This is a genomic window from Achromobacter pestifer (assembly GCF_902859625.1).
GTDB classification, from domain to species: domain Bacteria; phylum Pseudomonadota; class Gammaproteobacteria; order Burkholderiales; family Burkholderiaceae_B; genus Achromobacter; species Achromobacter pestifer.
In genome coordinates this window covers 801296-818828 of sequence record NZ_CADIJX010000002.1, presented here as the reverse complement: position 1 = coordinate 818828, position 17533 = coordinate 801296, and the positions used below count along the sequence as shown (strand labels likewise).

The following is a 17533-nucleotide window of genomic DNA, read 5'->3' as shown; positions in this document are numbered from 1 at the left end:
AAAGACACTCCCAACAATGAATTGACGAAGAACGCTTCGTCTCCCCTCGCCGCTCGTTCGGCCACGCTGCGAACAGACGGCCCGCAGCGTGGCATCGGACAGCTTCGGCGGCGTTATTCCAATAGCTGCGCCAACGCCTGGGCGACCAGGCGGTTGGACAGCAGCACCGGCCGGCCAGACGCTTGCGCGACGGCCTGGCGCATGCGGTCGGCGTAGCCCATGCAATGCATGACGATCAGGTCGCACGAAGCCAACGCCTGCCCGGCTTGCGCAAAGTTGCGCGCGGCTTGATCGGCGTCGGCTTCATACGGCGAGGCGTGCTCGACCTGGGTCTCGCACGACAAGGGCACAGCCATGTGAAAGAAATCGACCTGCTCGGCCAAGGGCACGATCAAACCCACCTTGCGGCAGTGCTGCGACAGACCGGCAACCAGGTGGTCAACGACTTGCTGGGGTTCAACGACCAGCGTGCGCATCGGCGCAATGGCCGTGCCGGTGCATAGCGGCACCAACACGTCATACCCTGCCCCGTCCGCCTGTCGCATGACCTCGGCCAGCCGCGCCTCGGCGGCAGCGGCATCCAATTCGATCTGCGCGCCATCACGCAAGCGCGTGGCGAAGCGGTATTCACCCGCGCGCGGCGCCAGGGCGGCAAGCGCCGCCTCGTCCAGGCCGTCCAATGCGCCGAACTCGTCGATGCGGACCTGTTCGCCCAGCAGGCGCGACATCTCGGGCACGACATCGCTGCGCGGCGACTGGCCGATCGTGAAGAAGGCCACGCGGCGCGATTGCGGCGCGCTCATGCCGTGCCGCCGGTATCGCGGCCCACGGTTTGCAGATGCGCCATCGACCCATAGCGGCTTTGCAGCGCGTGCCACTCCGCCTCATCGAAGAAAGTCATTGTGCGCTGGCCGTACAGCTTGGCGATTTCGATGCAGAAGCGCATCGCGACGTCGGCATCCACGGCGTTGGTGACACCCGTTGCGCAACCCGGCACGGTGGTCTGCGCGGTCAACGCCACGCCCACGACCGGCGCATCGGTGACGATGGCCGGCTGCATCAGCGAATTCACGTGCCACAAGCCATTTTCATAAGGCGTGATGTCTTGCGTGGTCAGCGGCAGGGTCACGGGCAATTCGCCGCTGACCCACCCCATCACGTCCAGCATGGTTTCCGGAATGCGCAGCAGATAGCCTTGCTTGGCGACCGGCGTCAGCGCCACGCCGCGCTTGTTGACCAGGCGATTGCCGCGCGTGGTATCGACGGACAGGATCGCGTCCATGCGCGGGTCCACTTCATGCGACATCATTTCGCGCATGGGGAACGGCGAACGCATCATCGGCACCGGATGGTGCGGGCGCGTGCCCGCGCGCGGGCAGATGTGCGTGCGGATGCGCACCGTGCCGGGCAGGACGTCGCCTTGCCGTGCCATCGCCATCAGCTTGAGCGCCGTCGCAATGGCCACCACCGCACCGTCGCTGTCGGACACCAGGCCCGTGACCGCGGGGCGTGCGCCGATGCCGCCCAGGCGGCCGACGATGCCCAATTGCGGCGCCGAGTCGTCCGCGCCGGGGATGACGATGGACAGGAACTCCGTCGCCGCGCCGTCGCGTTCAAGGCGGGTCACTTCCACATCGCATTGGCCGGCCTGACGCAGCACCTGCGCCACCGCTTCGCCCGTGATGTGCGCGGACGACAGCAGTTCGATGGTATCGATCACCTGCTTCATGCCGGGATCTCCAGCGGGCCAGGGCGGAACACGCGCGGCTCGTCGTGCCCCAGGAACAGCGGAGCATCATGCGGGCCAACCAGCGCGACCTTATCGCCCCGCACGCGCAACGCGGCCCCTTCGGGCAGGCCCAGCACGGGCATGTCCGGGTTCAGCGTGCAGAACTCGGTCAGGCGCTGGGCGCGCGTTTCACCGCGATGTCCGGGCGGATGGGCATTGGTGTAGTGCGGGTTGATCTGGAACGACAGCAGACCCAAGGCATCAAACCCTTCCGGATCGACGATGGGCATGTCGTTGGTGGTGCAGATGCTGGGGCAAGTCAGGTTGGAACCGGCGCTCCAGCCCAGGTAGGCGGCGCCTTCGCGCACGCGGCGAGCCACAACGTCCAGCAAGCCCTGGCGGCGCAACTGGCCCAGCAGATTGAACGTGTTGCCGCCGCCGACGATGATGACTTGGGCGCTTTCCAGCGCCGCCACGGGGTCCTCGGCGCGATGCAGGCCCTGGATGGCCAGGCCGGTGTCCGCCAGCGCGGACACCACCAGGGCGGTGTAGTCGTCCCAGTCACGGGTGACGCCAGCGTACGGCACGAACACGGCGGCCGCGCCTTGCGGCAGGGTGTCGATCAGTTCACGGATGTCCGGCATGGCGTGGACCAGATAACCGGCGTCGCTGCTGGAATTGCTGAGTAGCAAGAGGTTCATGGGAAAGATTCCGTCAAGGGATGTTCTGGATCGCGCCCGCGCGGACGCATCGAAAAAGGAAGAGGTTCAGCCTAGCCAATAGGGATCGTTCAACTCACGGCCCAGCGCCGCCACCTGCTGCAAGACCGAATCGCGCAAGCGCGCGACCCGGGCCGCGTCGGCCTGGAACGAGACGAATGACAGGCACAGGCCACGCAATTCACCGGTGGCCGGGTCACGTACCGCGGCCGCCACGGCGCCGATGCCGGGCATGGCCTGATCGATGGCGACGCCGCAATGGTCGGCGCGCGTCTGTTCCACCAGGCGGACCAGATCCCCCACGGTGGCGGGGCAATCACGGCCTTCCATCGGCAAGGGTTGGGCGGGGTCGGTGCCATACAAGGTTTGGAATTCGACATCGCTCAGGCGCGACAGCAGGGCTCGGCCCATCGCCGTGCCCGAGGCATTGCGGCGCGATCCGGGCGGCGACAGCACTTGCACCGGATGCGAACCATTCAGCCGTTGCAGCACCACCGTTTCACGTTGATTCAGCGTGGATAGATAGGCCGTCAAGCCGCTGTCGTCCGACAAGCGGGCCAGCACGGCGCGGCAACATTCGTCCAGCGGCGTGGCGGCCATGCCGGCACGTACCGCCTGAGCCAGCAAGGCGCCCGTGCGATAGCGCCGCGTGGCCGCATCCTGATCCAGCATGCCGTAATGCTGCATCTGATTCAAGAGGCGTGACGCCGTGCTTTTGGGCATCGCCAGGCGCGCGGCGACTTCGGTAAAGCTCAGGTCCGCCGCGCCTTCCGCATACAGCGCGAGGACACGTTGAACGCCATCTAGAATGCTCATTCTTGTTCCATAAAACGGAACTTAAGTTCCTTAATATCGAACAAGAATAATCCACAGCACAAGGCATGGTCAATACGGGCACACCCCTGGCCAATATTGATTCATTCATTTGAATGAATTATATTTGCGGCCCATTCCTTCCACTTCAGGACCGAGCCATGCCCATGCCCCCTTCTTCCTTGTCCCTGCTTGAACGCGACCGCCGCTGGCAGCTTGCCCGCGAGCTCATGGCCGCCGAGCGCCTGGAAGCCTTGATCGTGTATGGCGACCGGGAGGCCGCAGCGCCGGCCGGCTTTGCGCAGGACTGCTATTTCACCAATGACCGGCCCGGGTCGATGGTGGTCTTCGTCGGTGACGAAACGCCGCGGGTGTACACGTTTGCGTCGTTGATGGTGGCGGACCACATGCAAGCGGCGCTACGCGGCGACCTGCAATGGATCACGCCCGAACAGTTGTTCATCGGCAAGACTGGACGTGACGTTGGCGCTTGGCTGGCAAGCCGCGGCATGAACGGAACCCGAATCGGCGTGATCGGGCTGGAGCCTTACCCGCCCTTCTATTTCGATGGGGCGATGCCCGCGCGGACCCTTCAGGATTTGGCCCAGGCCATGCCGGACGCGGCGTTCATCCCGGTATTCCGGCCATTTTTCCAGCGCGCGTCCATCAAGAGCGACGAGGAAATTGCCTTGCTGCGCTACGCCGCGCATATCGGCGAAGCCATGAGCGAGACCTTGCGGGCAACCGCCAAGCCGGGCGTGTCGGAAGCGGACTTGGTGGCGGCGGTCACGGCAACGTGCTTTTCGATGGGCGGCTACACGGCTGAAATCCTGCTAGGGTCCGGGCCGGAGTACATAGGATGGGGGCCGGCGGCATGGCAGTACCGTGCCCAGGCGCCCCGGATATTGCGCGAGGGCGACCTGGTGTTGTCGGAGATCTTCGCCCTGTACGGCATGATGGAGACGCAGCATCAGGCCGCCGTGGCGATCGGCGAGGTGCATCCCGATATCCTGCGCGCGGCGGACGTTGCCCGCGCCAGCTACGAGGCGGGCGTGCAGTCACTGCGTGTCGGCAGCACCTTCGGCGATGTCGTCGATGCCATGGAGGAGCCGCTGCTGGCGGCCGGCGGCTGGCACGTCCATCCCCTGATCCACAGCCTGAATCCCTACGGCCCGGTGGGATTCGGCACCGCACCTGGCATAGAATCACTGCCCGAAGCCGCCCGTTATCCTGACATCAAGCGCCTCCCCACCGTTGGGCGGGAACTGCCTTTGCAGGAGGGCATGTGCTTTGCCTTTGAACCGAATTGCGCCTTTGGCCGCCACATGGCGAACATCGGCGGCACCGTGCTTGTCGGCCCAACCGCCGGCATCGAGTTGAACGAAAACTCCACGTGGCTGATGCGCGCTGATACCTAGCAAGGCGAGACCGCCAGGACATGATGACTTCGATGCACGACCCAGACACGCTCAATGCCCGCAGCCGCGACACCCGCGACCGGCTGATCCGTGCCGGGCTGGCGCTATTCAGCCGCTTGGGAATCGACGGCGTGCGCACGCGGCAACTGGTGGAGGAAGCTGGCGTGAACCAGTCCGCCATCCCCTACCACTTCGGTGGCAAGGAAGGCGTGTATGCCGCTGTGCTGGAACACGTGGCCGCAAGCATCGTCGAACGCCTGGACCTGCCGCGCGCGGCGGCGGCATCTCCGCAAGCCGCGCGTGCGGCCCTCAAATCAGTCATGCGGGACTTCACCTGCACCCTGCTGGACTCCGAGGCATCGGCGGCGGGCAGCCTGCTGCTGGCGCGCGAACAGATCCGGCCCACGGGAAAGTTCGACGCGCTGTATACGCGGCTGTTCCTGCCCCTGCACGAGACCATCGCGGACCTGGTGGCCCAGGCGCGCAGCGAGGAGCGCGGTCGCCGGGAGCAGGTGCTTCGCGCCCACGCGATCCTGGGCCAGGCGCTTGCATTTGCCGTCGCGCGCGAAGCGCTGCTGCGCCGGCTCGGCGTACCGGCCTTATCGCAGCAGGACATCGCGGATATTGCCGACATGATCGGCGACATGGCCATCGCTGCCTGCGCCTGACCCGCGCAGGCAGCCGGTCATTGCGTCGACAGCACCGACCATTCCGCCAACGGCAACGGCGGCTCCGCATGCAGGATGCGAGCCAGCACCAACTTCAGTTCGGGCCAGCCGCCACGCTCGCTGGGCCAGACCGACGGCGTGACCGGCTTCCAGCTACCGTCCGCCGCGCGTTCAGCCATCTTGAAGCGGAAGCTGTAGTGGCCCGCCATGCCCATGCGCAGATCGCTCACGACCAGCGCGTCGCCGATTGCGTCGTAGCGCAGCCAGTCATCCGTGAACCAGCGCAGGCGCTCGTGCAGCGGGACCTCCGCCAGCGCGCGGCCCAGGTCCAGGTTCAACGGCTGGCGCAGCCACTCCGGCGGCCCGCTGTCAAACAGGCTGCTGACCGATTCGTAGTAGTTCCCATCCGCCGTCTTGGCGATCACGCGCCAAACCAGGGTGTTGAACGGCATCGATACGGCCCGCAATTCCGTGACCGCGATGCCCTGCTTCCGCATGGCGTCGTGCACGCGGTCTTCCGCGACCATGCGGCTGGCCAAGCCAAAGCCCAGATACGCCGTGCTGAAGACCAGCGCGGCGGCCAGCAGGCGGCGCGCGCGATCCGTCATGCCAACCACGATGGCGAACAGCACGCCCGCCAACAACGGCACGGTGTAGACCGGATCAATGATGAAAATGGCCGACCAGCTTTCAGGAATGGTCGTCAAGGGCCAGAAGAGCTGCGTGCCATAGACCGTGAAGGCGTCCAGCACCGGGTGCGTCACCAGCACCAGCCATAAGGTCAGGAACAACCTTCGCCCGCCATAGGGGGCCTGTGGCCAGTATTTGCGTATCAACCAGGTCAGCAACAGCGCCAAACCGGTCAGCACGAACACCGAATGGGAAAACCCCCGGTGATAGGTCATCAGGGAAACCGGGTCCGGATAGCGCATCAGCACGTCCAGGTCTGGCACCGTGGCCAGCGCGGCGCCGTAAATAAGCGCCCGGCGTCCCTGGAAGCGTCCCAGCAGCACGCCTTGTATCCCTGCGCCCAGCACGGCTTGTGTCACCGAATCCATAAATCCTCGATACGTCGCATCATTCAGATAGCCTAGTTAACATTTAGCCACTCAGGCAGGCGTTAAGATACTCGATTGCTTTCAGCTAATTTTCAGATTTCGCCCCATGGACCAATACATAGACAAAATCGGCCTATTCATCGAGGCCAACCAGATGTGGGCGGGCCCAATCACGTTCCTGCTGACCCTGGGCGAATCCATGGTGTTGCTGGGTCTGTTCATCCCCGCCACCGCCTTGATGCTACTGACTGGCGGCCTGATCGGCGCAGGCACGCTGGACCCCTGGAACGTGATCATCTGGGGCATCGCGGGCGCCATCGTGGGTGACGCCCTGTCCTACTGGCTGGGACGCTGGGCGGGCCCGGGCGTGTTGCGCCGCTGGCCGCTCAAGCAGCAACGCACCGGAGTGGCGCGCGCCCGGCTGTTCTTCTACCGCTATGGGTTCGCCTCGGTACTGATCGGCCGCTTCCTGGGCCCGATCCGGTCCACCATTCCGACCGTGGCGGGCGTGATGGGCATGGCGCAAAGCCGCTTCCAACTGGCCAACGTGCTGTCCGCCCTGTTGTGGATGCCGCTGATGCTGGCGCCCGGCTATATCACTGCACGCAGCCTGGGCACTGCGGAAAACGCGCAACAGATTGCCATGATGATCGGCGCAGGCCTCTCTGTACTGCTAGGATGCGGACTTCTGCTGGCCATGGTCCGCAAGCGCCGTCAGCCGGCGCGCGTACGGCGCGGCAATTGAACCGATGAGGGAGTCATGGCGATAGATTCAGAGCCAAAAAATGGCGATTTCGCGCGCTACGTCGAAAACCTGACGAACGCGGGCGGCGCCACGCCCGGCCGGGTCAGCGCCAAGCGCGATGCTGCACGGCAAACTACCGCCCCGGCGAGGGTGCCTGCGCCGGCTTCCGATTCGCTATCCACCGCCCCCTGGGGCAAAACGGCCACGCCGCCGTTGCGGCCACAACCTGACACCCGCGCGCCTGGCTCCACCACGCCCGCCCAAGCGGATGAAGGCGCCGCGTCTCTGGCCCGGCGTGCGCGCCAGCGCAAGATTGGCGCCGTGCTGACGATTGTCGGCATTCTGGCCGGTTGGGCCGCCGTGAACATCGGATTCCGAGCGTTCCGCAGTCCGCAGTTCAATCTTGATGATCTGGTGCCCGCCGTCTTCCTGGGGTTTTTTGCGTTCATGCTGATCAAGGCGGCCGGCGCCGCGCGCAATCCCCGCAAGACGCCACTGGGAAATCTGCCCCCCCTGAAAACGTCGTCCCATCGCAAGGATGGCGACTAGCGGCAAGGCCTACCGGCCAGGAAGCGAAGTGCTAACATTTCCGCCGCAATTGACCAGACCTATGGAACCACGGAGTGAAAGTGAATAACGTTGTCGGATTGAACCAGGCCCAAGCGGCCACGATGCTGAAGTTGCAGGACCACTTGAACAGCATGATCAATCCCGACTGGGTCAACGGCGGAGCCCGCTTCCTGCGCGCCGCCTTCGTCGAGTCCGCCGAAGCCCTGGAACATTACGGCTGGAAGTGGTGGAAGAAGCAGACCATCGACCTGCCCCAGGTACAGATGGAGCTGGTGGACATCCTGCACTTCTACCTGTCCCACACCATCGTCGAATCCCGTGGCCAGCTGGATGGCGCCGCCAGCGCGCTGGTGGCTGACCTGGCCACGCCCGCCTCGGTCGTGCTGGACGGCAAGACCTATGCGCTGGACACCCTGCCGGTGCCGGAGCTGCTGGAACTGATCGGCGGCCTGGCCGTCTGCGGCCGCGCCAGCTACAAGGTGCTGGAACAGACCATGACCGCGTGCGAGATGAGCTGGAACGACGCCTACACGCAGTATGTGTCGAAGAACGTGCTGAACATCTTCCGCCAGCAACATGGCTACAAGGAAGGCACCTACATCAAGATCTGGAACGGCGAAGAAGACAATGTGGTGCTGGCCCGACTGCTGTCGCAGCTGGATCCGGCCAGCGCGGACTTTGCCGATGCGATGCACCGCGAACTGGAACAGGCCTATTCGCGCCTGTAGGCCGCGCCTGGGCTGGAATGAAAAGCGCCGCTTGATCCAAGCGGCGTTTTTTTGTGCACTCGCGGCGGGGTGATGGGTTTCGCGCGTTGGGGGTCTGCGTTCCTTTGGTGATTGTCGCGCGCTACACCCATCCTACGTTTCTGGATCCCGCGGTGGGTCAACGCTGGCCGAAGCGCGTTTCGCCGAACAGGTTTTTCTGCTCGCGCGGTTGCGAACGCCAGTACTGATGCGGCGCGACGACCTGGCCGCCCAATTGAGCCGCCGCGTGCCACGGCCAGCGCGGGTCGTAGAGCATGCCGCGCGCCAGCGCCACCATGTCGGCCTGCCCTTGCGCCAGGATGTCTTCGGCCTGCTGCGCCTCGGTGATCAAGCCGACGGTGATGGTGGGCATCCCGACACGACGCTTGATCTCTTGCGCAAACGGCACCTGGTAATTCGGGCCGACCGGGATCTTCTGCTGCGACGACACGCCGCCGCTGGACACGTCGATGAATTCGCAGCCGCGCTCCTTCAATTGCTGCGCGAACACCAGGGTCTGCTCAAGATCCCAGCCGCCTTCCACCCAATCCGTGGCCGACACGCGCACGCCCAACGCCACGTTGGACGGCGTGACTTCGCGCAGCGCCTGGAAGACTTCCAGCGGAAACCGCATGCGGTTTTCCAGCGAACCGCCATAAGCGTCCTGGCGCTGATTCGACAAGGGCGACAGGAACTGGTGCAGCAGATATCCGTGGGCGGCGTGCAGTTCGATGGCATCGAAGCCCAGGCGGATGGCGCGGCGGGCGCTGGCCACGAATGCGTCGCGCACCCGTGCCAGGCCGGCCTCATCCAGGGCGTGCGGCGGCGGTTCAACCGCGTTGTGGGCAATCGCCGATGGCGCCCAGCCTTGCCAGCCACCGGCGCTTTCCGGCACCAGCTGGCCGCCGTTCCAGGGCGCATCGCTGGATGCCTTGCGGCCCGCGTGCCCCAATTGGATGCCCAGCTTGATGGGGGAATAGCGGCGCACGGCCGCCACCACGCGACCCAAGGCGGCCTCAGTGTCGTCCGACCACAGGCCCAGGTCTCCCGGAGTGATGCGGCCATCGGGTTCGACGGCCGTGGCTTCGACGAACAGCAGCGCCGCGCCCGACAACGCCAGATGACCCAGATGAATCATGTGCCAATCGGTGGCACAGCCCGCTTCGGCCGAGTATTCGCACATGGGCGCGATGATGATGCGATTGGCCAAGGGGACGTTACCGACCGTCGTGGGACTGAACAGATGACTCATGCTGGGGACTCCGGGGCATTGGAGGCGACAGCATAGCGCCCGCCGCCTGGCATCCAGGCCAATCCCAACGCCCCCGTCAGGGTTAAATCCCGCGTGCTATTGACCTTCGATGACGGAATCCAGGAACTGGCGCGTGCGCGCCTCCTTGGGTTCGCCGAACAACACAGGGGACTCGGCGTCTTCGACGATATTGCCTTCATCGAAGAACAGCGTGCGGTCTGAACTACGTTCGGCGAACTTCATCTGATGGGTGACGATGATCATCGTCATGCTCCGGCGCGCGGACAGATCCCGCAGGATCTGCAAGATGCCCCCCACCAGCTCCGGGTCCAACGCGGACGTCACTTCGTCAAACAGCATGATGTCGGGGCACATGGCCAGTGCGCGGGCGATCCCCACGCGCTGCTTCTGGCCGCCGGACAATTGCGCGGGGTAAACGTCCAGCTTGTCGCCCAGGCCCACCATGTCCAGGTATTCCACGGCACGCTCACGAGCCTGGCCTTTCGACATGCCCAACACATGCACGGGCGCTTCCATCGCATTGCCCAGCGCCGTCATGTGCGGGAACAGGTTGAAATGCTGGAACACCATGCCGATCTTGCCGCGCACGCGGCGCAGGTGTTCAGAGTTGGAGCCCACGGGCCGACCTTGCTCATCCTTCCACATCGACTGCCCATCGATTTCGATGTCACCGCTGGTGGGCTGGTCCAACGTCATCAGCACGCGCAGCAAGGTGGACTTGCCCGAGCCCGACGGGCCGATCACCGCCACCGTCTGGCCGGCCGGAATTTCCAGATTGATGCCGCGCAACACCTCCAGCTCTCCGTATTGCTTGTGCAGATTCTTGATGGTCAAGCTGGCGCTCATCGCTTTCCTCCATATCGTTGCAGCCGGGCCTCCAGGCCACGCACGCCCCACGCCGCCACCAGGCTCAAGGCCAGGAACAGCACGCCCACGAGCGTCAGGGGTTCGGTGTAGCGGAACGTGGCGGATCCGATCATCTTGCTTTGTTGAAGCAGTTCCACCACGGTGATGGCCGACAACAGCGGCGTGTCCTTGAACATCGCCACCAGATAGTTGCCCAGGGCCGGCACCACGGGCGGGATCGCCTGCGGCAGCACCACCGCGACGGCGGTGCGCCAACGCGACATGTTCAGCGCGCAAGCCGCTTCCCATTGCCCGCGTGGCACCGCCTCGATGCCTGCGCGGTAGACCTCGGCGCAGTACGTGGCGTAGTGCAGCCCCAGCGCCACGATGCCGGTGGTGAGCGGCGACATCTGCGCCCCCGTCAGCGGCAGCACGTAGAACAGGAAATACATCTGCACCAGCAACGGCGTACTACGCACGAACTCGATCAAGAACGCGGTAGGCAGTGACACGATGCGCAGCCGCGACCGGCGCAGCATCGCCAGCGCCAACCCCAACGTGACCGCCACCAGCATGCCCAGTACCGTCGCCTGAATGGTGATGACCAAGGCGGAACCCAGCGTGGGCAGAATTTCCAGCGCGAAAGACCAATCGAATATCGGTGTCATCGGACGCGGACCCTCCGCTCAAGCAGGCGCACGCCCGCCGTGATCAACAAGGCCACGGCAAAGTACATCAGCAGCATCAGGGTGAAGATCTCGGTGGTGCGCAGGGTTTCGCTGCGCAGCAGCTGCCCTCGGAACGTCAGGTCGGTGATGGTGATCAACGACACCAGCGCCGTGTTCTTCATCAATTCAATCAACAGGTTGCCGGCTGGCGGCAACATCGCGGGCACCGCCTGCGGCACCACGATGCGACGCAGGATCTGCCCGCGGGTCAGGTTCAACGCCACGCCCGCTTCGCGTTGGCCGGGCGGCACGGCACGGATTGCGCCGCGCACCACTTCGGCTCCGTAGGCGCCGGCATTCAGCGCCAGCACCACGATCCCCACCAGCATGGCCGGCAGTTGGACGCCGAAAAGCGGCAGCACGAAATAGAACCAGAACAACTGCACCAGCGCTGACGTGCCTCGGAAGACCTCGACATAGACCGATGCCAGCCAGCGCACGGGCCGCAGGGGCGACAAGCGCCCGATGCCCGAGGCCAGCGCCAGCGGCACCGCCAGCACGACGGCCCCCGCCATGATTTGAAGCGTGACGGCCAAGCCCTCAAGCAGGGGCGGCACCAGCTCCGCGATGTGCTCTGAAATCAGCTGCATCGGCGCCCCTTACTGTCCGGCGCAAAGCTTGGCGGCGGTGATCCCCTGGGGTAGCTCCTGGTCGGTAAAGCCGAAGGGCGCCACCAGTTTCTTGTGCTCGTCCGTGCCGATGTACTTGGCCAATTCCGCGTTGAAGGCGTCGGCGAAGGCCTTGTCATCCGTGCGGAACGCATAAGCGCCATAGCCACGCACGCCCTTGCCGTCGATCACCGGGTCGGTGAACGGATCTGCCTTTTCCAGGCCGCTGCCGTCCTGGGTCTTGCCCATCAGGTCGTTGATCGTCAAGGCGGTGGCGGCATAAGCGTCGGCTCGTCCGGCCTGCACGCCCGACAAGGCGCTGACGGCATCCGGAAACACCACTACCTGACCAGCCGGAATCTTTACTTTTTGGGCGTAATCGCCCTCGATGGCGCCTACCACCACGCCCAGCTTGGCGTCGGGATTCTTCACCACGTCTTCGTAGCTATGCAGATTCTTCGGGTTGCCCTGCTTCACCAGAAAGGCCTCGCCCACCCCATACGTCGGGTCCGAGAATGCCACCTGCTGGCAACGCTCAGGCGTCACGTACATGCCGGCGGCGATGATGTCGAAACGTTTTGCGGCAAGGCCGGGAATCAGCGAACCGAACTCCGTCAGCACGCCTTCCACCTCGTTGATACCCATGCGCTTGAGCACGACGCGAGCGATCTCGACGGATTCCCCCGTGACCTTGGCTTCCTTGCTGTCCATGTAGGCAAACGGCGCCTCATTGGCGTATCCGATGCGGATCTTGCCGGCGGCTTTGGCCGCGTCCAGGGTGCTGGTGGCGCCTGCGGGCGCACCACCGGCCACCGGGGCGGCCTTATCGGCGCCCGAGTCGGAACATGCGGCCAACACGCCCAGGCTCAAGGCCAACAGCATGCGTCTGGATCGAAGCAAGGTCATGGATATTTTCTCCCGTATTTATTTCTAGGTGCATGGCTTCACTAAAAATAATACGCTATTAAATGATTTCGACACGAATCATATAGGCGTAAAAAAGCAGGCCTTAAGCCTGCTTTTGGGGGTGTTGCCCTATGGAACGTTAGAACACGTTACGAACAGTAGTAATTTATGTCAGCGCCTGATCAGCGCGGAAAGCCCACCCCGATTTCCTTACTGCGCATACGAGAACCGGCCGTTCTTGACGACCCCCATGACCCGTGCGCGTTCGTCGAAACCCTGATGATTGTCCTTCGAGATATTCAGCACGCCATTGGGCACAACCAGGTCCTGAGTCGTTTCCAAGGCGTCGCGCAAGGCCAGGCGGAATTCCGGCGTACCGGGCTTTGCCCCCGTCTTCAGCGCCCGAGCCACGGCGGAATCCAGCAACATCCAGGCGCCATAGGCATCACCCGCGAATTGCGTCAGGGTGTTGGCGCCGTATTGCCCTTCGTATTTGTCGGCAAACGCCACGGCCACTTTCTTGACGGGGTTGCTGTCCGGAAGTTCGCGCGCCACCACGCCCGGGCCGGTCGGGAACAGGGTGCCTTCCACGTCCCTGCCGCCCACTTGCAGGAACTCCAGCGTGCCAATGCCGTGCGTTTGGTAGATGGCCCCGGTGTAGCCGCGTTCCAGCAGCGTCTTCTGCGGCAAGGCGGACGGCGTGCCCGCTCCGGCGATCAGCACCGCGTCCGGCTTGGCCGCAATGATCTTCAGCGCCTGGCCCACCACCGATGCATCGGTGCGTTGAAAACGCTCTTGCGCCACGATCTTCAGATCGTTGCCCGCGGCGGCCGTGAATTCCTTCCACCAGCTGTCGCCATACGAATCCGCGAATCCAATAAAGGCCACGTTCTTCAGGCCCTTCTTCTTCATGTCTTCCACCAGGACGGCCGCCATCAGCGAATCGTTCTGCGGCATCTTGAAGGCCCAGGCGCGCTTGGGATCGGACAAGGGCTCCACGATGACGCTGGAGGCCGCAAGCGCGATCATCGGCGTCTTGGTTTCGGCCAGCACGTCCAGCCCGGCCAGCGCCGCCGCCGTGGTGTTGGGGCCGACGATGGCGTCGACATTGTCTTCGGACGTCAGCTTGCGCATGTTCTTCACGGCACGGCTGACATCGGTGCCGTCGTCCAGCACCACGTATCGCGCCGGTTCGCCGCCCAGCGTGTTCGGCCACAGACGGATCGCGTTATTGGTCTGGATGCCGATGGCGGCGGCGGGCCCCGTGGTGGACACGTCCACGCCGATCACGACTTCGGCTTGAACGGACAAAACGGGAAAGACCAGCGCGGCGGCGCAGGCGTAACGAAGGAAATGGCGAGGCATGACGACGGCTCTTGGAGAGAAATGAAAAGAGATGCCGCTATTTTGCCTGATGGAAACCGAGCGCTTCGGCTTACCTGCTGCCATTTGCTGCGCGCCGTCCCTTACCTGCCGTCCCTTACCTGCCGTCCCTTGCCCGCCTCTCTTGCCTGCATCTCTTGCCTGCATCTCATGCCCACCTCTCGTGCCTGCATCCCGTGCCGTTACATCGGCTTGCCGTTGCGCACCGGTGGATTCTGCGCCTGCCCCCCGGCCCCGCCGTATCATCAATGATGCCGCCTTCGGCAACATGCACCGCCCGTCGCGGCGGATCGCATCCCCGCACCGGACGCGCTCGCAACGAGCGCGCCCCCTCAACAGGAGTCCTTATGAAGAAAACCGCATCCGCCGCCTGGTCGGGCGATCTGAAGACTGGCAAGGGCACGATCTCCACCCAAAGCGGTGCGCTTAAAAGCCAGCCTTACGGCTTCAACACCCGCTTTGGCGACACCCCGGGCACCAATCCCGAAGAACTGCTGGGCGCGGCCCACGCCGGCTGCTTCACCATGGCCTTGTCCAATATCCTGGCCGAATCCGGCATGGTCGCGACCAGCCTGGACACCAAGGCCGAAGTCACGCTGGACAAGGTGGACGATGGCTTTTCCATCACCGCCGTTCATCTGACCGTGGAAGCCGTCATCCCCGGCGCCACCGCCCAGGCCTTTGAAGACGCTGCCCGCAAGGCCGAAACCGGTTGCCCGGTGTCCAAGGTACTCAAAGCCAAGATCACCATGGACGCCAAGCTCAAGTCCTGACCCCCTGCTTCCAATGGCGTGTCCGCCGGGCACGCCATTGAAGCGTCATTGGGCGGCCCTATCCCGGGCTTGCTCAAAATCAATTTGACGGCCGGCGTTCACTTCTAGACAATGAGAATCATTCTCAGGAGTGTCGCATGACCCGATTCATCTACGCGATATCAGGCGGCAAGACCGCCTTTGCGCAAGACGCCCAGGTGTCGGCGAACCTGCGGCGCATGGTCGGCTCCGGCATCCTGGTGGCCGTGGGCTACATCGACCCCGGCAATTGGGCCACCGATATCGCCGGCGGCAGCGGCTTCGGGTACGGGCTGCTGATGGTCGTCATTGTCTCGGCCTTTCTGGCGCTGGGTTTCCAGATCCTGGTCTCGCGACTGGCGCTGGCCACCGGCCAGGACCTGGCATCGCTGACCGCCCAGCACCTATCGCCACGTTGGTCCAAGACCGCATGGCTGGCCGGTGAAGCGGCCATCCTGGCAACCGCCCTGGCTGAATTGATCGGCGGCGCGATTGCGCTGCGGCTGCTGTTCGACCTGCCCCTGATTGCCGGCGTGGCCGTGACTGGCGTCGGCACCTTCGCCGTGTTGGCACTGACTCGCGGCAACGCTGACCGCCACGAGCGCGTCATCGCGGTGCTGCTGGCGGTGGTGGCTGCGTCGTTCGTGTTCCTGCTGTTCAAGGCGAACCCGGCCTGGACCGAAGTTGCACATGGCGTCACGCAAACCGGCCGCGCCCTGCGCGATCCACAAGGCTTCCTGATTGCACTGGGCATCTTGGGCGCCACCCTGATGCCTCACAACCTGTACCTGCATTCAGGCTCGTTGGCCGAGCGCGCCAAAGCGTTGCCGCCGACCGCTCGCGACATGGCGATGCGCGTGGCCCGCAACGACACCATCGTGTCGTTGGGCGTTGCCATGTTGATCAACTCCGCCATCATGATCGTGGCGGCGGCGTCGCTGTCGGGTTCCGGGCTGATCGTGTCCAGCCTGGACGACGCCCACGCCGTGATCGGCCAGACCCTGGGTGTCGGCGCCGCCATCGTCTTTGCCGTGGCGCTGTATGCGGCCGGCCAAAGCTCCACGATCACGGGCGTGCTGGCTGGACGCATCCTGTCCAAGGGTTTCCAGATCCGCAGCAATTGGTCGGATCGCCGCCGCGCCCTGATGACGCGGCTGGTCGCGGGAGCCGCCGCCGTGGGCCTGTTGATTTTCACGGGTGGCAAGGATCCCGACGAACTGCTGGTGTTGAGCCAGGTCATCCTGAGCCTGGCTCTGCCCTTCGCGCTGGGTCCACTGGTGCTGCTGGCTTGCCGTAAACGGCTGATGGGCCAGTACGCGCTGCGCGGCGCCTGGGCCTGGGCGGCCGTCGGCGCGACGGTCGGCATCGTCATCCTGGACGGGTACCTGCTCGTGGATATGGTGGTCTGACCCAACACGGTTGGCGTCATCGCGCCGCCTGGGCGCACCCCAAAGAAAAAACGCCAGCAAATGCTGGCGCTTTTTTCTGGCTGACCGCTTGTGCTCAGTGGTGGGCGGAGATCACCGGGTGCTGCTGGCGGCCGGCATCCATGTCATGCAGGACTTCACCGACGGCACCGCCCCAGGAGGCCAGGCGCACTTTCAGGCGCAGCCAGCTGCTGCGATTGAACGGGCCGGACAGGGTTTCCGCTTTGACGGCCTCGCGGATCAAGGACCGCTCCAGCGCATCCGACATACGGGCATTTTTCAACGCGGTATCGCTCATGATTCTCTCCTTGAGAAAGCGCGATGTGGGACAACACGAATTCATGTTAGACCCGCGTTTGCTGCGTTGCAATGGAAATATCAACCATTATTTTGATCGTTGCGCAATGGGTACAAACACCACCATAACGGTGCATGCGGCACCACATTAAGCACTGATTTTGTGCAGCGCAATATGCCGTCAGGCGGATAGATATGCCTGGATCAGCCTGTCGGCCGTGTCAGCCACCCTTCCAGCAGGCCCGTCCTCGCCAAACAGCTGACTGGAGACGAAGGCGCCCTCGATCACCAGCAGCAATCCATCGGCGAGCGCCTCGGGGTCACGCGCCCCCATGCCTGCCGCCATCTCGTTCAGCCTGCGGCGCAAGACCTGCTTGTGCTCGACGGCGACCGCGCGGGCCGGATGCTCGGCCTCGGGATACTCGACCGCCGCATTGGTCAGCCCGCATCCCCGATACCCGCACTGCACGGCGCGCTGGCTCAGCCCCGACAGATACTCCAGCAACTGGGCGCGTGGATTGCCGGGATGGGCGGCGCACGCGGCGTCGAACCGGGCCCAGAACTCGGCGTCGTAATCGCGCAGATAGGTGGCCGCCAACTCGTCCTTGGACGAAAAGCTGCGGTACAGGCTGGGTTTGGTGACACCGGCCTGATTGACGATGGCGTCCACGCCGACGGCGCGGATACCGTCGCGATAGAACATTTCGCGCGCGGTCTTGCGGATGCGGTCAGCCGCCAACAACGGCTTGACCGTGGCTGCATCCGCCGTGTGCATTGAGGAAGATGTCTTGCTGGCCATACAGAGGCT

Annotated in this window: 20 protein-coding genes; 7 read left to right on the top strand and 13 right to left on the bottom strand. The window is 64.3% G+C overall.

From position 1 onward, the window contains the following. Positions 1 to 113 precede the first annotated feature (113 nt). The 4 genes from HV753_RS10515 to HV753_RS10500 form a co-directional block, all read right to left on the bottom strand. Positions 114 to 803: an AroM family protein gene (locus HV753_RS10515; RefSeq protein ID WP_175174384.1), complete on the bottom strand. Its 690-nt coding sequence runs from the start codon at positions 801 to 803 to the stop codon at positions 114 to 116. Continuing rightward, a complete protein-coding gene (locus HV753_RS10510; protein ID WP_175174383.1) occupies positions 800 to 1729 on the bottom strand; it encodes a DUF1177 domain-containing protein in 930 nt (309 codons plus the stop codon). Before HV753_RS10510 ends, HV753_RS10515 begins: the two co-directional genes overlap by 4 nt. Next, entirely contained in the window at positions 1726 to 2430 is a 705-nt protein-coding gene (gene pepE / locus HV753_RS10505) for a dipeptidase PepE (RefSeq protein ID WP_175174382.1), read from the bottom strand. Before pepE ends, HV753_RS10510 begins: the two co-directional genes overlap by 4 nt. 66 nt (positions 2431 to 2496) lie before the next feature. Next, positions 2497 to 3264 (bottom strand): IclR family transcriptional regulator, encoded by a 768-nt coding sequence (locus HV753_RS10500; protein ID WP_175174381.1) that lies wholly within the window; start codon positions 3262 to 3264, stop codon positions 2497 to 2499. A gap of 158 nt (positions 3265 to 3422) precedes the next feature. Between HV753_RS10500 and HV753_RS10495 the strand changes: the two genes are divergently transcribed. Then, positions 3423 to 4679 carry a M24 family metallopeptidase gene (locus HV753_RS10495; RefSeq protein ID WP_175174380.1) on the top strand — a complete coding sequence of 419 codons (1257 nt, stop codon included), beginning with the start codon at positions 3423 to 3425 and terminating at the stop codon, positions 4677 to 4679. A 20-nt stretch (positions 4680 to 4699) separates the two neighbouring features. Beyond that, positions 4700 to 5347: a CerR family C-terminal domain-containing protein gene (locus HV753_RS10490; RefSeq protein ID WP_246288221.1), complete on the top strand. Its 648-nt coding sequence runs from the start codon at positions 4700 to 4702 to the stop codon at positions 5345 to 5347. Positions 5348 to 5364: 17 nt separating this feature from the next. Here HV753_RS10490 and HV753_RS10485 read toward each other — a convergent pair whose 3' ends face one another. After that, positions 5365 to 6405, bottom strand: coding sequence for a metal-dependent hydrolase (locus tag HV753_RS10485; protein ID WP_175174379.1), 1041 nt, complete (start codon positions 6403 to 6405; stop codon positions 5365 to 5367). 106 nt (positions 6406 to 6511) lie between these two features. Between HV753_RS10485 and HV753_RS10480 the strand changes: the two genes are divergently transcribed. The 3 genes from HV753_RS10480 (at position 6512) to HV753_RS10470 (ending at position 8448) form a co-directional block, all read left to right on the top strand. Then, complete coding sequence (locus HV753_RS10480) at positions 6512 to 7150, top strand: DedA family protein (protein ID WP_175174378.1); 639 nt, start codon at positions 6512 to 6514, stop codon at positions 7148 to 7150. A gap of 15 nt (positions 7151 to 7165) precedes the next feature. Continuing rightward, the gene (locus HV753_RS10475) at positions 7166 to 7699 is read left to right on the top strand and encodes a hypothetical protein (protein ID WP_175174377.1); all 534 of its coding nucleotides are present in this window, start codon (positions 7166 to 7168) and stop codon (positions 7697 to 7699) included. Between the two features lie 98 nt (positions 7700 to 7797). Then, on the top strand, positions 7798 to 8448 hold the full coding sequence (locus HV753_RS10470) for a dUTPase (protein ID WP_217481464.1): 651 nt from the start codon (positions 7798 to 7800) through the stop codon (positions 8446 to 8448). A 157-nt stretch (positions 8449 to 8605) separates the two neighbouring features. Here HV753_RS10470 and HV753_RS10465 read toward each other — a convergent pair whose 3' ends face one another. The 6 genes from HV753_RS10465 to HV753_RS10440 all read right to left on the bottom strand — a co-directional run bounded on the left by HV753_RS10465 (position 8606) and on the right by HV753_RS10440 (position 14192). Next, positions 8606 to 9718, bottom strand: a complete 1113-nt coding sequence (locus HV753_RS10465) for an NADH:flavin oxidoreductase/NADH oxidase (protein ID WP_175174376.1) — start codon at positions 9716 to 9718, stop codon at positions 8606 to 8608. A 96-nt stretch (positions 9719 to 9814) separates the two neighbouring features. Further along, entirely contained in the window at positions 9815 to 10585 is a 771-nt protein-coding gene (gene ehuA / locus HV753_RS10460; RefSeq protein WP_175174375.1) for an ectoine/hydroxyectoine ABC transporter ATP-binding protein EhuA, read from the bottom strand. After that, the gene (gene ehuD, locus HV753_RS10455) at positions 10582 to 11253 is read right to left on the bottom strand and encodes an ectoine/hydroxyectoine ABC transporter permease subunit EhuD (protein ID WP_175174374.1); all 672 of its coding nucleotides are present in this window, start codon (positions 11251 to 11253) and stop codon (positions 10582 to 10584) included. Before ehuD ends, ehuA begins: the two co-directional genes overlap by 4 nt. After that, complete coding sequence (gene ehuC / locus HV753_RS10450) at positions 11250 to 11903, bottom strand: ectoine/hydroxyectoine ABC transporter permease subunit EhuC (protein WP_175174373.1); 654 nt, start codon at positions 11901 to 11903, stop codon at positions 11250 to 11252. The genes ehuD and ehuC overlap by 4 nt, the downstream gene beginning before the upstream one ends. A gap of 9 nt (positions 11904 to 11912) precedes the next feature. Continuing rightward, a complete protein-coding gene (gene ehuB, locus HV753_RS10445) occupies positions 11913 to 12827 on the bottom strand; it encodes an ectoine/hydroxyectoine ABC transporter substrate-binding protein EhuB (protein ID WP_175174372.1) in 915 nt (304 codons plus the stop codon). Positions 12828 to 13037: 210 nt separating this feature from the next. Beyond that, entirely contained in the window at positions 13038 to 14192 is a 1155-nt protein-coding gene (locus HV753_RS10440; RefSeq protein WP_175174371.1) for an ABC transporter substrate-binding protein, read from the bottom strand. A 365-nt stretch (positions 14193 to 14557) separates the two neighbouring features. Here HV753_RS10440 and HV753_RS10435 point away from each other — a divergent pair, with 365 nt between their 5' ends. Together HV753_RS10435 and HV753_RS10430 are read left to right on the top strand one after the other, a co-directional pair. Next, positions 14558 to 14983 carry an OsmC family protein gene (locus HV753_RS10435; RefSeq protein WP_175174370.1) on the top strand — a complete coding sequence of 142 codons (426 nt, stop codon included), beginning with the start codon at positions 14558 to 14560 and terminating at the stop codon, positions 14981 to 14983. A 137-nt stretch (positions 14984 to 15120) separates the two neighbouring features. Beyond that, a complete protein-coding gene (locus HV753_RS10430; protein ID WP_175174369.1) occupies positions 15121 to 16410 on the top strand; it encodes an Nramp family divalent metal transporter in 1290 nt (429 codons plus the stop codon). A gap of 94 nt (positions 16411 to 16504) precedes the next feature. Here the strand turns inward: HV753_RS10430 and HV753_RS10425 are convergent, their stop codons facing one another. Both HV753_RS10425 and HV753_RS10420 read right to left on the bottom strand, forming a co-directional pair. Next, positions 16505 to 16726, bottom strand: coding sequence for an XRE family transcriptional regulator (locus HV753_RS10425; RefSeq protein ID WP_175174368.1), 222 nt, complete (start codon positions 16724 to 16726; stop codon positions 16505 to 16507). Between the two features lie 180 nt (positions 16727 to 16906). After that, the gene (locus tag HV753_RS10420; protein ID WP_175174367.1) at positions 16907 to 17524 is read right to left on the bottom strand and encodes a TetR/AcrR family transcriptional regulator; all 618 of its coding nucleotides are present in this window, start codon (positions 17522 to 17524) and stop codon (positions 16907 to 16909) included. Positions 17525 to 17533 lie beyond the last annotated feature (9 nt).

Excerpts from the sequence above, each read along its gene's own strand:
- ehuD (WP_175174374.1), bottom strand. The coding sequence starts at position 11,253 with ATGACACCGATATTCGATTGGTCTTTCGCGCTGGAAATTCTGCCCACG.
- HV753_RS10440 (WP_175174371.1), bottom strand. The coding sequence starts at position 14,192 with ATGCCTCGCCATTTCCTTCGTTACGCCTGCGCCGCCGCGCTGGTCTTT.
- HV753_RS10420 (WP_175174367.1), bottom strand. The coding sequence starts at position 17,524 with ATGGCCAGCAAGACATCTTCCTCAATGCACACGGCGGATGCAGCCACG.
- ehuC (WP_175174373.1), bottom strand. The coding sequence starts at position 11,903 with ATGCAGCTGATTTCAGAGCACATCGCGGAGCTGGTGCCGCCCCTGCTT.
- HV753_RS10430 (WP_175174369.1), top strand. The coding sequence starts at position 15,121 with ATGACCCGATTCATCTACGCGATATCAGGCGGCAAGACCGCCTTTGCG.
- HV753_RS10490 (WP_246288221.1), top strand. The coding sequence starts at position 4,700 with ATGATGACTTCGATGCACGACCCAGACACGCTCAATGCCCGCAGCCGC.
- ehuB (WP_175174372.1), bottom strand. The coding sequence starts at position 12,827 with ATGACCTTGCTTCGATCCAGACGCATGCTGTTGGCCTTGAGCCTGGGC.
- HV753_RS10500 (WP_175174381.1), bottom strand. The coding sequence starts at position 3,264 with ATGAGCATTCTAGATGGCGTTCAACGTGTCCTCGCGCTGTATGCGGAA.
- HV753_RS10480 (WP_175174378.1), top strand. The coding sequence starts at position 6,512 with ATGGACCAATACATAGACAAAATCGGCCTATTCATCGAGGCCAACCAG.
- ehuA (WP_175174375.1), bottom strand. The coding sequence starts at position 10,585 with ATGAGCGCCAGCTTGACCATCAAGAATCTGCACAAGCAATACGGAGAG.
- HV753_RS10510 (WP_175174383.1), bottom strand. The coding sequence starts at position 1,729 with ATGAAGCAGGTGATCGATACCATCGAACTGCTGTCGTCCGCGCACATC.
- HV753_RS10515 (WP_175174384.1), bottom strand. The coding sequence starts at position 803 with ATGAGCGCGCCGCAATCGCGCCGCGTGGCCTTCTTCACGATCGGCCAG.
- HV753_RS10425 (WP_175174368.1), bottom strand. The coding sequence starts at position 16,726 with ATGAGCGATACCGCGTTGAAAAATGCCCGTATGTCGGATGCGCTGGAG.
- HV753_RS10435 (WP_175174370.1), top strand. The coding sequence starts at position 14,558 with ATGAAGAAAACCGCATCCGCCGCCTGGTCGGGCGATCTGAAGACTGGC.
- HV753_RS10495 (WP_175174380.1), top strand. The coding sequence starts at position 3,423 with ATGCCCATGCCCCCTTCTTCCTTGTCCCTGCTTGAACGCGACCGCCGC.
- HV753_RS10465 (WP_175174376.1), bottom strand. The coding sequence starts at position 9,718 with ATGAGTCATCTGTTCAGTCCCACGACGGTCGGTAACGTCCCCTTGGCC.
- pepE (WP_175174382.1), bottom strand. The coding sequence starts at position 2,430 with ATGAACCTCTTGCTACTCAGCAATTCCAGCAGCGACGCCGGTTATCTG.
- HV753_RS10475 (WP_175174377.1), top strand. The coding sequence starts at position 7,166 with ATGGCGATAGATTCAGAGCCAAAAAATGGCGATTTCGCGCGCTACGTC.
- HV753_RS10485 (WP_175174379.1), bottom strand. The coding sequence starts at position 6,405 with ATGGATTCGGTGACACAAGCCGTGCTGGGCGCAGGGATACAAGGCGTG.